This window comes from Microbacterium sp. NPDC055502 (assembly GCF_053643635.1).
In genome coordinates this window covers 55,571-69,671 of the sequence record NZ_JBSHKJ010000003.1, presented here as the reverse complement: position 1 = coordinate 69,671, position 14,101 = coordinate 55,571, and the positions used below count along the sequence as shown (strand labels likewise).

The following is a 14,101-nucleotide window of genomic DNA, read 5'->3' as shown; positions in this document are numbered from 1 at the left end:
GGCATTCGTGCTCTGACGCGGCGCGGGGCGAAACCGCGGCGAAGCGCACACTTCCGAGCACACGGAAGCGGGGTGTCTAGGCTGGAGCGGTGACCGCGCCCCAGCCCCTGCTGCCTCCCCCCGAGGCGCGGGCGACGCGGTACGAGCGGCTGCGCGACCGCGTGCTGCACGCCGCCGACTGGGGACGGGCCATCGGGTGGCTCGCACCGCTCGTGGTCACGGCGCTCGCGGCGGTGCTGCGGCTCGTGAACGTCGGGCACCCCCACCAGCTGGCGTTCGACGAGACCTACTACGTCAAGGACGCCTGGTCGCTGTGGACCCTCGGCTACGAAGGCGTCTGGGGGCAGGGCGCCGACGAGGCCTTCCAGACCCTGCAGGAGCTGCCGCTCACGAACAAGGGCGCGTTCATCGTGCACCCGCCGCTGGGCAAGTGGCTCATCGCGCTCGGCATGGCCATCGGCGGCCCCGACAACAGCGCCGGCTGGCGGCTGGCCACGGCCCTGCTGGGTGCGGGCTCCGTGCTGCTGGTGTACCTGATCGCCCGCCGGCTGACCGGATCCGTGGTCGCGGCCACCGTGGCGGGCACCCTTCTCGCGATCGACGGACTGAGCATCGTGCTGAGCCGCATCGCGCTGCTCGACGGCATCCTCACCTTCTTCGTGCTGCTCGGCGTGCTGTTCGTGCTGCTCGACCGGCAACGCACCATCCCCCTCCTGGAGCGTCGCGACCCCGACGCCCCCGACCCGCTGTGGGGTCCGGTGCTGTGGCGCCGCCCGTGGCTCGTCGCCGCGGGTCTCGCGCTGGGGGCGGCGTGCGCCGTGAAGTGGTCGGGCCTGTACGTGCTGGCCGGCTTCGGGCTGTACGTGGTGGTCACCGATGCGCTGGCCCGGCGCCGCGGCGGTGTGGTCGTGTGGCCCGCGTCCGCCGCGTTCCGCCAGGGGCCCGTGTCGTTCGTGCTGCTGGTGCTGCCGGCCGCGGCCGTGTACCTCGCGAGCTGGACCGGGTGGCTCGTGACCGACAAGGGCTACGACCGCGGCAGCGACGCGAACCCCCTGCTCGCGCTGTGGAACTACCACCAAGCGATGCTGGGCTTCCACGTGGGGCTCAGCCGCGGGCACCCCTACGCCAGCCCCGCGTGGGAGTGGCCGTTCCTGCTGCGACCGACCGCCGTCTGGGTCGACCCCGAGCCGACCGCGTGCGGGGTCGACCACTGCATCGGCGTGATCTCCGCGATCCCCAACCCGCTGATCTGGTACGGCGGCGTCGCCGCGAGCGTGTACCTGCTGTACCGCCTGGTGCGCGCATGGATCGCCCGTCAGCCGATCGAACCGGCGCTCACGCTGCCGCTCGTGGGGCTCGCCGTGACCTACCTGCCCTGGCTGATGTTCCCCGAGCGGACGATCTTCCAGTTCTACACGGTGGTCATGATGCCGTTCCTGGTGCTCGCGCTGACGATGACGCTGCGGATCATCGCCGGGACACGCGACGATCCGCTGCACCGGCGCCAGTCCGGGCAGCGCACCGTGGTGGTGTTCCTGACCGTGGTCGTGCTCGTGTCGGCGTTCTTCCTGCCGCTGTGGCTGGGGATCAGCGTGCCGTACGACTTCTGGCGGCTGCACAACTGGCTGCCCGGCTGGATCTGAGCACGGGAGCCCCGACGGCGAGGCCGGTGCTCAGCCGGCGTCGTCGGTGGCCACGTGCTCGACCAGCGGCAGCACGCGCCCCGACAGGTGCGTACGCATCGCGATGGACGACGCCGTGCGCGCCACCCCCGGCACGACGGCGACCCGGTCGAGCACCTCCTGCAGCTGCGTGGCATCGCGCGCGACCAGGCGCAGCTGCATGTCGCTCGCCCCCGTCACGGTGTGCATGTCCACGATCTCCGGCACCGCGTCCGCGAGCGCGGCGGCCACCTCGTCGTGCCCCACCTTCTGATCGATCTCGACCAGGCAGAACGCGACCATGCCGTAGCCGAAGCCGGCCGGGTCGACGCGCGGCACGATCGCCTCGATCACCCCGCCCTCGTGCAGTCGCGCGAGCCGGCTGGTGGCGGTGCCGCGTGCGATGCCCAGCCGCCGCGCACACTCCAGGATGGGCAGCTGCGGCGACTCGGTGAGCAACCGGATCAGCGCGGCGTCCAGCCGGTCGATGCGCACGCCGCTACTCCCGCACCACGCCGGGACGGGACACACCACGGGTGAGCCGCGCCACCACCAGCAGCACGACCGTCAGCCCGAGGGTCAGCAGCAGCTGCGTGCGTGCCGCGGGGTCGATCATCGCGAGGGCGATCACCCCGGCGAGCAGGGCCAAGCACAGCCACGAGATCCACGGGAAGCCCCACATCCGCATCGGCATCGCCTCGCCGGCGCGGTCCGCCCGGCGCCGCAGCACGATCTGCGAGACCGCGGTCGCCGTCCAGATCACCAGCAGCGTCGAGCCCACCACGTTCAACAGGGCGGGGAGCACCACATCGGGGAACGCCCAGTTCAACCCGACCGTGACGAACCCGAACGCGACCGACGCCAGCACCGCCAGGTACGGCACGCCCGTGAGACTCGTGCGGGTGACCGCCAGCGGCGCCAGTCCGCGCTCCCCCAGCGAATACGCCATGCGGGAGGCGCCGTAGATGTTGGCGTTCATGGCCGACAGCAGCGCGACCACGACGATGAGGTCCATCACCAGACCGACACCCGGCACATGGAGCGTGTTGAGCACCGCCGAGAACGGACCGGCCTCCACCGCGGGGTCGTCCCACGGCAGCACCGCGACGATCACGAAGATCGAGCCGACGTAGAAGATGAGGATGCGCACCAGCACCTCGCGCACGATGCGGCGGATGTTGCGCGCCGGGTCGTCGGACTCGGCCGCCGCGATCGCCACGACCTCGGTGCCGCCGAACGCGAACACCACGATCAGGAGCGCCGCCGCGATGCCGGTGATGCCGTTGGGCGCGAAGCCGCCCTCGTCCACGAGGTTCGACACACCCGTGGCCGGAACACCGGGGATGAGGCCGACGATCGCGCACACGCCGACCACGAGGAACGCGATGATCGCGGCGACCTTGATCGCCGCGAACCAGAACTCGAAGGTGCCGTAGTTGCGCACCCCGAACAGGTTCACCGCGGTGAGGGCGACCACGAACACCAGCACCCACACCCACGCGGGCACGCCGGGGATCCAGCCGGCCACGATGCCCGCCGCCCCGGTCGCCTCGGCCGCGATCACCACGATCAGCTGGATCCAGTAGAGCCAGCCGACCGCGCTGCCGGCGCTGCGCCCCATCGCCTTCTGGGCGTAGGAGCTGAACGCGCCGGAGCTGGGGCGTGCCGCGACCATCTCGGCCAGCATCGCCATGACCAGCACGACGATGCCGCCGGCGACCAGATACGAGATGAGGACCGCGGGACCGGCGATCCCGATCGCCTGGCCGGAGCCGACGAACAGCCCGGCGCCGATCGCGCCGCCGAGCCCCATCATGGAGATCTGGCGCCGGGTGAGCCCGGGATGCAGGCCCTTCGTGGTGGTGGTCGTGACCGGGACCTCGACGCTCACGCGGACACCCCCATCAGGTCGGAATCGCGGTCGGAATCGTGCGCGGCGTCGCCGCCGGAGACCGCGGCGGCGAGGGCGGCCTCGACCCTGTCGATGTCGGCGGCGGAGCCGGACGAGATCCGGATGCCCTCGCCGGGGAAGGCGCGCGCGACGACACCCCCGGCGTGCAGGAGGGCGTCGAGCTCGGCGGTGCGCTCCCCCGACGGGACCCAGACGAAGTTGGCCTGTGACGGGACGGCGGGCCAGCCCGCGGCGGTGAGCACGGCGTACAGGCGCTCGCGCTGCGCGACCACCTCGTCGATGCGGACCGCCAGCTCCTCCTCCGCCGCGAGCGACGCGAGGGCGGCGGCCTGCGCCAGGTCGGTCACACCGAACGGCACGGCCACCTTGCGCTGCGCCTCGGCGATCTCGCGCGGGGCGATCGCATAGCCGATGCGCAGGCCGGCGAGACCATAGGCCTTGGAGAACGTGTGGAGCACCGCGACGTGCGGGTGGCGGCGGAACAGCTCGATGCCGGCGCCGCGGCTCGCCGTGCGATCGAAGTGCACGTACGCCTCGTCGATCACCACGAGCACGTCGCGCGGCACGGCGGCCACGAAGCGCTCGAGCGCGTCCGCGTCGACGACCGTGCCGGTGGGGTTGTTCGGGTTGCACACGAACACCAGTCGGGTGCGCGGGGTGATCGCGGCGAGCATCGCGTCGAGGTCGTGGCCGTGCTGCGCGTCGAGCGGAACGGGCACGGGCGTGGCCCCCGCGATGCGCACGAGCGAGGGGTACGCCTCGAATGACCGCCACGCGAACACGACCTCGTCACCCGCGCCGGCGACCGCGTGGATCAGCTGGGCCGCGATCTCCACCGATCCGGCTCCCACCGTGACCTCGTCGACGTCGACGCCGTAGCGCGCGGCGAGCGCCTGCCGCACGGCCGCGGCACTCATGTCGGGGTAGCGGTGGATGCCGGCGACGCGCTCCTGGACGACCTGCACGACGGAGGGCAGGGGCGGATGCGGGGACTCGTTGGACGAGAGCTTCGAGGCACCGGCGGGGGCCGAGCGGCCCTGACGGTAGGCGGGGACGGCGTCGAGGCCGGGACGGGCGGAGAGGGGCATCGTCAGAGCATCCTTGCTGTGATCCGGGTGGTGTCGCGCCACCCTAGAACGCACGTCGCCCCCTGGGCAATCGGTGCAGCGAATGGTGGGCATCGCGCGCAATCGAACGCCCGGCGTGCCGTCCACCCTGGGCAGATTGCCCAGTCCGCCTCCGGGTCGGGGCGGAGGGCAGGGTGAGCGTCAGCGTTCCCTCGTGACCTCGGCGGGGTCGGCGGTGGGAAGCCGGCACACGAACGCCCGGCAGTCGTACAGGCGCTCGGGCGTCGCGGCCTTGCCCTCGAACAGCTCGAAGCCCGCCGCGGCGAACGCGGCGGCCTGGGCGGGCGACACCACCGCGAGCACGTCGGCGTCGGCGTCCCGCGCGGCGCGGGCGAGCGCCCCGTCGCGGTCGTCGGTCACGACCACGAGCTGACGGGCCGGTGCGACCAGCCCCGCGGCCACCCGGAGCAGGCTCCCGTGCGCGAACGGCTGACCGAGCGCACGCGCCGCCAGCATCCGCACCCGGGCGACCGCCTCCTCGCGGTACCGGTCCCCCGCACCGAGCCGCCACGCCGCCAGCGCAGCGCCCGCCACCGCCGCCGCGTCGGAGGGGAGGTCGCCGTCGGTGTGGTCGGGCGAGGTCGCGATGCCCTGCGCCGCAAGCAGCGGGTCGGCGCCGGCGGCACCGTCGAGGGCCGGGTCGAGCAGCCGCAGCGCCGTGACCGCCCACTCGGCCTCCCCGGTCGCGGCGGCGAGGCCCAGCAGCCCCTCCGCGAACAGCGCGAGGTCGGCCGCGGTCGCCGGGGCTGCCGAGGCACGGTCGTCGAGCGACGCCCGGGCGAGCGCGCCGTCGTCGCCGCGGTTGACGCGCAGCACATGATCGGCCGCCGCGGCCGCCGCCTCGACCCAGTCGGGCTCGCCGAGAGTCGTCCCCGCCCTGGCCAGCGCCCCGACCGCGAGGCCGTTCCAGCCCGTGATGACCTTGCCGTCCACCGTGGGAGGTTCCAGCTCGCCGCGCGCGGATACCGGGCGCTGGTAGTACCCGCCCTCGCTGCGCACCCCGTCGATCCACGACTCCGAGTCCTGCGCGGCCCCGAAGCCGCCGCCGTCGCGTCGCAGCACGCCCAGGAGGAAGCCGGCGATGCCGCGGGCGGTGCCCGTATCCCCCTCGTCCAGCGCGACCTCCAGCAGCTGCGCGTTGTCGGTGAGCATGCGCTCGTAGTGCGGCACCGTCCAGTCCCGCTGCGTGGCGTAGCGGAAGAAGCCGCCGTCCTCGTCGCGCAGGTCGGAGCCGGACATGGCCGCGAGCGCCCGCGTGGCCGCTGCCCCGGCGTCGGGAGAACCCGCCCGCACCAGCGGATGCTGCAGCAGCCGCAGCGTGGTCGCCACCGGGAACTTCGGCGCCCCGCCGAAGCCTCCGAACAGCCGGTCCTCCCTGGCCGCGATCCCCTCGGCGGCGGTGACGATCGCCGCCGCGTCGGGCAGGTCGGACGGCGCGGACTCGGCGGCCCTGGCGAGGGCCTCGGTCACCGCGTCCGCCGACTCCTCCGCCTGCGCGCGCCGCACCGTCCACGCCTCCCGCACGGCCGCGAGCACCTCGCGGAACGCGGGCATCGGCGGCCGGGGCTCGGGCGGCCAGTAGGTGCCGGCGAAGAACGCGCGGCCACCCGGCGTCGTGAACACCGTCAGCGGCCAGCCGAGGTTCTGCGTGAACGCCGACGCCGCGGCCATGTACGCCGCATCGACGTGCGGGTGCTCCTCGCGGTCGACCTTGACCGCCACGAAGCCCTCGTCGATCAGCGCGGCCGTGACGGGATCGGAGAACGACTCGCGCGCCATCACGTGACACCAGTGGCACGTGGAGTAGCCGATCGAGATCAGCAGCGGCACGTCCCGCCGTCGCGCCTCCGCGAACGCCTCCTCGCCCCACGGATACCAGTCGACCGGATTCTCGGCGTGCGACCGGAGGTAGGGGCTGAGGGTGTCCGCGAGCCGGTTGGTCATGCCGTCCACGCTACGCCGCGCGGCGGCACGGCGGGCTGCGGCGGTGAGCACGGGATCGCGGCTCCCCCGCGAACGCCCCGCGTCGCGAGCGGCGACACGGGGCGTCCGGGTGCGGGCGGGTGGTGGCCGGTCGGCGCGACCTGTCCGTTGCGTGACCGGTCGATCGGGCCGACTCCCGGGGGCGGGGTCAGCCGGTCCGTTGCGTGACCGGTCGATCGGGCCGACTCCGTGGTGGGGGCGGGGGTTCCCGTCAGTTGACCTCGTCGGGGTGCGAGCCGACACGACCCGAACCGTCGAGCGGGTCGAGGGCGTCGATCGCGGCGATCTCCGCGTCGGTCAGCTCGAAGCCGAACACGTCGAGGTTCTCGCGCAGACGCTCGGGGCGCACCGACTTCGGGAAGACGATGATCCCCTTCTGCAGGTGCCAGCGCAGCACCGCCTGCGCCGGGGTGACGCCGTGGGCCGCGGCCGCGTCGGCGACCGCCGGGATGCCGAACAGGTCGTACTTGCCCTGACCGAGCGGACCCCACGCCTCGATGCGCACGTCGTTCGCGTCGGCCCACGCGACCTCCTCGCGACGCTGGTAGGCCGGGTGCAGCTCGATCTGGTTCACGGCCGGGACGACGCCGGTCTCCTTCACGGTGCGCTCCAGGTGCGGCACGAGGAAGTTCGAGACGCCGATGCTGCGGGTCAGTCCGGCCTCGCGCAGCTCGATGAGCTTGGCGAACGCGTGCACGTAGTCGTCCTTCGCCGGGGTGGGCCAGTGCACGAGGTACAGGTCGACCCGGTCGAGCCCGAGCTTCTCGAGGCTCTCGCCGATCGCCGCACGCGGCTCGTCGTCGTGGTGGCGGTCGTTCCAGAGCTTGGTGGTGATGAACAGCTCGTCGCGCGGGATGCCGGAGGCGGCGATCGCGGCGCCCACGCCCTCCTCGTTGCCGTAGATCGCGGCGGTGTCGATGTGGCGGTAGCCGATCTCCAGCGCTTCGCTCACCGCGCGCTCGGTCTCGGCCGGCGGCACCTTGAAGACGCCGTAGCCCAGCTGCGGGATGGAGTTGCCGTCGTTGAGTTCGAGAGAGGGAATGGTGGTCATGGGTCCAGCCTATGACCTGTGATGACAGGTGTGGCGGGATCGTGTCTTTCCGTGTCGGCGGAGGCACCGCGTCGATCGACCGGCACCGGGGCCATGGCCTGCGCCGCCCGACCCACGAGGCGCTCGAGGGGTCCGCGGCCGAAGAGGATCGACCACAGCGTCGCGGCCACCACGAGTGCGACCGCCGTGAGGAGCCAGAAGGCCGTGCTCTGCACGAAGCCGCCGGGGCCCACCAGCACCACGATCGACACCACGTGCACCGTGTATGCCGTGAGCGGCATGGAGCCGAGCGCCGCGAGCGGCAGGAACACCCACCGCAGCGGCCGGCTCAGCAGCAGGCACAGCGCGACCACCGCGAGCGCGAAGCCCCCGGAGCCGAGGATCTCGGCCGTGCCCCCGGAGTGCGGTTCCACGCCGAAGAACGCCGACAGCACCGACCGCAGCGGGTCCAGCCCCGCGAGCGCCGCGGGGTACGCGTCCCACCCGGAGCCGAATCCGAAGCCGCCGTCGCCGGAGCCGATGCCACCGTCCTCGCCCCCGACTCCGGCCGCCTGGCCGACCGCGCCGAGCCCGTATCCGATGACCGCGAGCAGCACGCCGACAGCGAGCGCGACGACCGCCGTGCGGAGTCGCTCCACGTGCAGCCGGCCGAGCGCGAGGCCGCCCAGCACGAACGCGAGCCACGCCGTCAGCGGGTACACGCCGTACAGCGCGAAGCCGAGCCCTGCGCCGTAGGGCTCCAGCGCGAGCGCGCTCAGCAGCGCGAGCGCGGCGGGGGCCACGAGCGCGAGCACCCCGGCCGCGAGGAGCAGCTGCCACGCCCGCCACCGCAGGAACGGGATCACCGCGACGTAGAGCAGCCCGTAGAGCGTGAGGATCACCGCGATGGGCGTGTTCAGCATCTCGAGCGCGAGGCCGATCAGGAAGATCGCCGCGCCCCGGCCCACCAGGTTCAGGCGCAGCGTCGGCATGCGCTCGGGAGCGGGCAGCGTGCTGCGCCCCGTCATCAGCGCGATCGACACCCCGGCGAGCAGTGCGAACAGGATCGAGGAGCGGCCGTTCACCAGGTCGGTCCAGGTGGACGGGTCGCCCCATGCGAACGGCCGGAGCTCGCCGACGTGGGCGGCGGCCATGCCCAGGATCGCGAGGGCCCTGGCCACGTCGAGGCCGAGGATGCGCGGTGGCCGGCCGAAGTCCCGGAACCAGCGGGTGGGCGCGAGGGGGGAGGTCACGAGTTGATCGTAGGGCGCGCATCCCGGCATACGATGGAGGGCTATGTCCTCCCCCGTGATCTCCTATCCCCCGGAGCTGCCCGTCAGCGCCGCGCGGAAGGAGATCGCCGACGCCGTGCGCGACCACCAGGTCGTGATCGTCGCGGGCGCGACCGGTTCGGGCAAGACCACCCAGCTGCCCAAGATCGCGCTCGAACTCGGCCGCGAGCGCATCGCCCACACGCAGCCCCGACGCCTGGCCGCCCGCACGATCGCGGAGCGCGTCGCGGAGGAGCTGCACGTCGAGCTCGGCACGCTCGTGGGCTACAAGGTGCGCTTCACCGACAAGGTCTCCGATGCCACGCGCATCGCGCTGATGACCGACGGGATCCTGCTCAACGAGATCCACCGCGACCGGCTGCTCACGCGCTACGACACGATCATCATCGACGAGGCGCACGAGCGCTCCCTCAACGTCGACTTCCTGCTCGGCTACCTCGCCCGCATCCTCCCGGAGCGCCCCGACCTCAAGGTGATCATCACCTCGGCGACCATCGACCCGGAGAGCTTCGCGCGGCACTTCGCCGCCGCCGACGGCACCCCCGCCCCGATCATCGAGGTCTCCGGCCGCACGTACCCGGTGGAGGTCCGCTACCGGCCCCTCGTGGACGACGCGGACGAGGACGCATCGGCATCCGGCGACCCGGGGGACGAGGTGTCCGCGATCGTCGCGGCCCTGCGCGAGCTGGACCGTGAAGCCCCCGGCGACGTGCTGGTGTTCCTGCCCGGCGAGGCCGAGATCCGTGATGCGGCCGATGCGGTGCGCGGCGCCTACGGGAAGGACCGCTCCCCCACCGAGGTGCTGCCGCTGTTCGGACGGCTCTCGGCGGCTGAACAGCACCGGGTGTTCGAGCGGAGTCGCGTGGCGGGGGTGCGACGGCGGGTCGTGCTCGCCACGAACGTCGCCGAGACCAGCCTCACCGTGCCGGGCATCAAGTACGTGATCGACACCGGCACCGCCCGCATCTCCCGGTACAGCAACCGCTCCAAGGTGCAGCGCCTGCCGATCGAAGCGATCTCCCAGGCCTCCGCGAACCAGCGCTCGGGGCGCGCCGGCCGCACGAGCGAGGGCATCGCGATCCGCCTCTATTCGGAGGAGGACTACGACCGGCGCCCGGAGTACACCGAGCCGGAGATCCTGCGCACCTCGCTCGCCTCGGTCATCCTGCAGATGCTGTCGCTGGGGTTCGGCGACATCGAGGCGTTCCCGTTCCTCACCCCGCCCGACTCCCGCGGCGTGAAGGCCGCGTTCGACCTGCTCACCGAGCTGGGCGCGGTCGAGCCGTCGCGGCGGGACGGCTCGACGCATCTCACGCGCGTGGGCCGCGACATCGCCCGCATGCCGATCGATCCGCGGTTCGCGCGCATGCTCCTCGAGGCGGGACGCGACCGCAGCGGCGCCGTCCTGCGCGACGTGCTCGCGATCGTCGCCGGACTCACGATCCAGGATGTGCGGGAGCGTCCGGAGGAGCGCCGCGAGGAGGCCGACCGCCTGCACGCGCGCTTCGCCGACCCCACGAGCGACTTCCTGACCCTGCTGAACCTGTGGAACCACCTGCGCGAGCAGCAGCGCGAGCTGGGGTCGAGCGCGTTCCGCCGGCTGTGCCGCGCCGAGCACCTCAACTACGTGCGCGTGCGCGAATGGTTCGACGTGCACCGCCAGCTGCGCACGCTCGGCAAGAACCCGGAGCGCGGCGCGGAGGCCGGTGGCGCGGCCGACCCCGACGCGATCCACCGCGCCCTGCTGTCTGGTCTGCTGTCGCAGATCGGCATCCTCGACGAGCGCACGGCCCCGGCCGGCAAGAGCCACTCCCCCGCGAAGGACCCGAAGCGCCGGGTGACCGAGTACCGCGGGGCCCGCGGCATCCGGTTCTCGATCTTCCCGGGCTCGGCGCTGCGCAAGAAGAGCCCGCGGGCGGTGATGGCGGCGGAGATCGTGGAGACCTCCCGCACCTTCGCCCGCACGGTCGCCCAGATCGACCCCGCGTGGGCCGAGCCGCTGGCCGGTGACCTCGCGAAGCGTCAGGTCACGGAGCCGCACTGGTCGAAGGACGCCGGCGCCGCCGTCGCCTTCGAGAAGGTGACGCTGTTCGGGGTGGAGATCATCCCCCGCCGCCGCGTGCAGTTCGCCCGCATCGACCGGGCCGCGTCGCGCGAGCTGTTCGTGCGGCACGCGCTCGTGGAGGGCGAGTGGGATCCGTCGCGCATCGACAAGCGGGTGAGCGCGTTCTGGCGCAGCAACGCCGAGCTGCGCCGCCGCCTGGAGAAGCTGGAGGAGCGGGAGCGCCGCCGCGACATCCTCGCCGGCGACGAGGCCGTGTTCCGCTTCTACGACGAGCGCATCCCCGCCGACGTGTTCGATGTGCGCTCGTTCGAGAAGTGGTGGCGCGAGGCGCTCACGACCGCGCCGAAGCTGCTCGTGATGCGCGAGAGCGACCTGGTCGACGAGGCCGACCGCGCCGACCAGCGCGAGTTCCCCACGCGGTGGACGCAGGGCGACCAGGTGCTGGGGCTCGCCTACCGCTTCGAGCCCGGAGCCCCCGACGACGGCGTGAGCGTGGTGCTGCCCCTGCCGCTGCTCGCGCAGATCGAGGACCGCGGCTTCGACTGGCAGGTGCCGGGCCTGCGCGCCGAGCTCGTCACGGGACTGCTGCGCGCGCTGCCCAAGGCCATCCGCCGCCACGTGGTGCCCGCCGCCGACTGGGCGGAGAAGTTCGGCGCCGAGCTGGCCGACCAGGGCCCGGAGTCGCACGAGGGCCTTCCCCCGCGCACGCTCAAGGAGGCACTGGCCCGCCTCATCCAGCCTCTCGCGAACCAGCTCGTGTCGGCCGCGGACTTCGAGGACGACCGCGTGCCCGCGCACCTGCGCATGAACTTCCGCGCCGTGGACGAACGCGGCCGCGTGGTCGGCTCGGGGCGCGACCTCCGGGCACTGCAGACCGAGCTGTCGGACCGCGCCCGCAGCAGCGTCGCCCGCTCCATCGCCGCGCCGTCACGACGCGCGAGCCCGACCGCGGCGGCGGGCGCCGAGCGCGTCGCGGCCGCCCCGGTGGAGCAGACCGGGCTGACCGCGTGGACCTTCGGCGACCTGCCCGAGGTGCTCGACACCCGGGTCGCCGGCGGCGTCGTGCGCGGCTACCCGGCGATCGTCGACGCGGGCAAGAGCGTCTCCGTACGCGTGGAGGCGACCGCGGAGGCCGCCGCGACCGCGACCAGGGACGGCGTGCTCCGGCTGGTGCTGCTCACGGTGCCCTCGCCGTCGTCGTACGTGCAGGAGCATCTGACGAGCCAGGAGAAGCTGGCGCTCGCGGCGTCGCCGTATCCCTCCGCCGCGCCGCTCATCGAAGACGCCAGGGCCGCGGTCGCCCGCCGCGTGATCGACGCGTCGACAGGAGGGCCGGACGGCGCCGGTCGCGGGATCGTGCGCACGGAGGCCGAGTTCGCCCGCGTCCGGGAGGCGGTGTCGGCGGTGCTCGTGGACGAGCTGTTCGCCGCCGTGTCCCTGGTGGCGCGGATCCTGGTCAAGGCGCGCGAGGTCGAGCGGGGCATCAAGGCGCAGAACTCCCTGGCGCTGCTCGGACCGCTGAACGACATCCGCACGCAGCTGAGCGGTCTGCTGCACCCCGGGTTCGTGTCGGCGGCGGGCATCGACCGGCTCGCGCACTACCCCCGCTACCTCGACGGCATGCTCGACCGCCTGAAGACGCTGGCGAACGAGCCGGGCAAGGACCGGGCGCGGCTGACCGAGTTCGAGCGCATGGCGACCGCGTTCACCGAGGCGGGCGGCACGATCCCGCTGCCGATCGACGCGCCGCCGACGCTGGTGGAGGTGCGGTGGCTGCTGGAGGAGTACCGCGTGAGCGTGTTCGCGCAGCGCCTCGGCACCGCGCAGCCGGTCTCGCCGCAGCGGATCATGAAGGCGCTGTCCGGGCGCTGATCCTGTCCGGGCGCTGATCCGGTCCGGGCGCTGGTCCTGTCCGGGCGCTGATCCTGCCCGGGCGCTGACGGTGTCCTCCCCGGGCGGTGATCCTGACCGGGCGCTGATCCTGACCGGGCGCTGATCCTGACCGGGCGCTGATCCTGACCCGGCGCTGATCCGGTCCCGGCGCTGACCGTGTCCTCCCCGGGTAGCCTGGGGTCATGGCCAGCGCGATCGTCTACACCGAGTTCGGCTCCCCCGATGTCCTGCACCTGATGGAGGTGCCCGATCCCGTCGCCGTGCGCGGCGAGGCCGTGGTGCGCATCGAGGCCGCCGGCGCGAACCCCATCGACGCGAAGCTGCGCAGCGGCAAGCGTCCGTCACCGCCGATCACCGAACCGCGGGGCGTCGGCTTCGACGGCGCGGGCGTGGTGGAGGTGCTCGGCGAGGGCGTCGACGGGCTGGAGGTGGGCGACCGCGTCGCGATCCGTGACACGGTCGGCACGTACGCCTCGGCGCTCGCGGTCGAGGCCGACAAGCTGGTGAAGCTCCCCGACGCGGTGACCGCTGCCGAGGGCGCCGCGATCGGCATCCCCGCCGGCACCGCGTATCAGGCGCTGCGCTCGCTCGGCGTGACCGCGGGCGACGTGCTCCTGGTGCACGGCGGCTCGGGCTCGGTGGGTCAGGCGGCGGTGCAGTTCGCGGTGGCCGGCGGCGCGACCGTGATCGCCACCGCGAGCCCCGCCCGGCACGAGCAGCTGCGCGAGCTCGGTGCCCTCCCCGTCGCATACGGAGACGGCCTGCTCGACCGCGTGCGCGCGGCCGCTCCGTCGCCCGTCACGGTGGCGCTCGACTGCGCGGGCACGGACGAGGCCATCGAGACCTCGCTCGCCCTGGTGCCCGACCGCGACCGCATCGCCACGATCGTGCGCGGCCCCGACGCCGCCGACTTCGGCATCCGCGCGTTCTCGGGCGGCTCCCCCGTCCCGCTCACGGAGCAGGAGCTCGCCTGGCGCGCCGAAGCCCTGGAGAAGACCGTGGAGCTGCTCGCGTCGGGCGACTTCACGATCGAGCTCGGCCCGGAGCTCCCGCTCGCCGAGGCGGCGCGGGCCCATGAGCTCATGGAATCCCGCGCCGCCTCGGGCAAGATCATCCTGGTGCCGTAGCCATCACCCTG

9 protein-coding genes are annotated in these 14,101 nt (G+C 73.3%); 3 read left to right on the top strand and 6 right to left on the bottom strand.

Annotated elements, in window-relative coordinates:
• The first annotated feature begins 89 nt into the window (after positions 1-89).
• The gene (locus tag ACWH95_RS16635) at positions 90-1,643 is read left to right on the top strand and encodes a dolichyl-phosphate-mannose--protein mannosyltransferase (protein ID WP_378803898.1); all 1,554 of its coding nucleotides are present in this window, start codon (positions 90-92) and stop codon (positions 1,641-1,643) included.
• Positions 1,644-1,673: 30 nt separating this feature from the next.
• On the opposite strand, the gene ACWH95_RS16630 is transcribed toward ACWH95_RS16635, so the two are convergent.
• The 6 genes from ACWH95_RS16630 to ACWH95_RS16605 all read right to left on the bottom strand — a co-directional run bounded on the left by ACWH95_RS16630 (position 1,674) and on the right by ACWH95_RS16605 (position 8,966).
• Positions 1,674-2,156: an Lrp/AsnC family transcriptional regulator gene (locus ACWH95_RS16630; RefSeq protein WP_136028578.1), complete on the bottom strand. Its 483-nt coding sequence runs from the start codon at positions 2,154-2,156 to the stop codon at positions 1,674-1,676.
• Between the two features lie 4 nt (positions 2,157-2,160).
• A complete protein-coding gene (locus ACWH95_RS16625) occupies positions 2,161-3,552 on the bottom strand; it encodes an amino acid permease (RefSeq protein WP_378803897.1) in 1,392 nt (463 codons plus the stop codon).
• Complete coding sequence (gene hisC / locus ACWH95_RS16620; protein WP_378803896.1) at positions 3,549-4,661, bottom strand: histidinol-phosphate transaminase; 1,113 nt, start codon at positions 4,659-4,661, stop codon at positions 3,549-3,551. Before hisC ends, ACWH95_RS16625 begins: the two co-directional genes overlap by 4 nt.
• Before the next feature lie 180 nt (positions 4,662-4,841).
• A complete protein-coding gene (locus ACWH95_RS16615) occupies positions 4,842-6,644 on the bottom strand; it encodes a thioredoxin domain-containing protein (protein ID WP_454121043.1) in 1,803 nt (600 codons plus the stop codon).
• A 250-nt stretch (positions 6,645-6,894) separates the two neighbouring features.
• Positions 6,895-7,734 (bottom strand): aldo/keto reductase, encoded by an 840-nt coding sequence (locus tag ACWH95_RS16610; RefSeq protein ID WP_136037144.1) that lies wholly within the window; start codon positions 7,732-7,734, stop codon positions 6,895-6,897.
• A complete protein-coding gene (locus tag ACWH95_RS16605) occupies positions 7,731-8,966 on the bottom strand; it encodes a heparan-alpha-glucosaminide N-acetyltransferase domain-containing protein (RefSeq protein ID WP_454121042.1) in 1,236 nt (411 codons plus the stop codon). Before ACWH95_RS16605 ends, ACWH95_RS16610 begins: the two co-directional genes overlap by 4 nt.
• A gap of 43 nt (positions 8,967-9,009) precedes the next feature.
• Between ACWH95_RS16605 and hrpA the strand changes: the two genes are divergently transcribed.
• Together hrpA and ACWH95_RS16595 are read left to right on the top strand one after the other, a co-directional pair.
• Positions 9,010-12,942: an ATP-dependent RNA helicase HrpA gene (gene hrpA, locus ACWH95_RS16600; RefSeq protein ID WP_454121041.1), complete on the top strand. Its 3,933-nt coding sequence runs from the start codon at positions 9,010-9,012 to the stop codon at positions 12,940-12,942.
• Between the two features lie 203 nt (positions 12,943-13,145).
• Positions 13,146-14,090, top strand: a complete 945-nt coding sequence (locus tag ACWH95_RS16595) for a quinone oxidoreductase family protein (RefSeq protein WP_454121040.1) — start codon at positions 13,146-13,148, stop codon at positions 14,088-14,090.
• Positions 14,091-14,101 lie beyond the last annotated feature (11 nt).

What these genes read in the sequence shown, in the direction of transcription:
- hisC (WP_378803896.1), bottom strand. Translation starts at nt 4,661, where the DNA reads ATGCCCCTCTCCGCCCGTCCCGGCCTCGACGCCGTCCCCGCCTACCGT.
- ACWH95_RS16595 (WP_454121040.1), top strand. Translation starts at nt 13,146, where the DNA reads ATGGCCAGCGCGATCGTCTACACCGAGTTCGGCTCCCCCGATGTCCTG.
- ACWH95_RS16615 (WP_454121043.1), bottom strand. Translation starts at nt 6,644, where the DNA reads ATGACCAACCGGCTCGCGGACACCCTCAGCCCCTACCTCCGGTCGCAC.
- ACWH95_RS16610 (WP_136037144.1), bottom strand. Translation starts at nt 7,734, where the DNA reads ATGACCACCATTCCCTCTCTCGAACTCAACGACGGCAACTCCATCCCG.
- hrpA (WP_454121041.1), top strand. Translation starts at nt 9,010, where the DNA reads ATGTCCTCCCCCGTGATCTCCTATCCCCCGGAGCTGCCCGTCAGCGCC.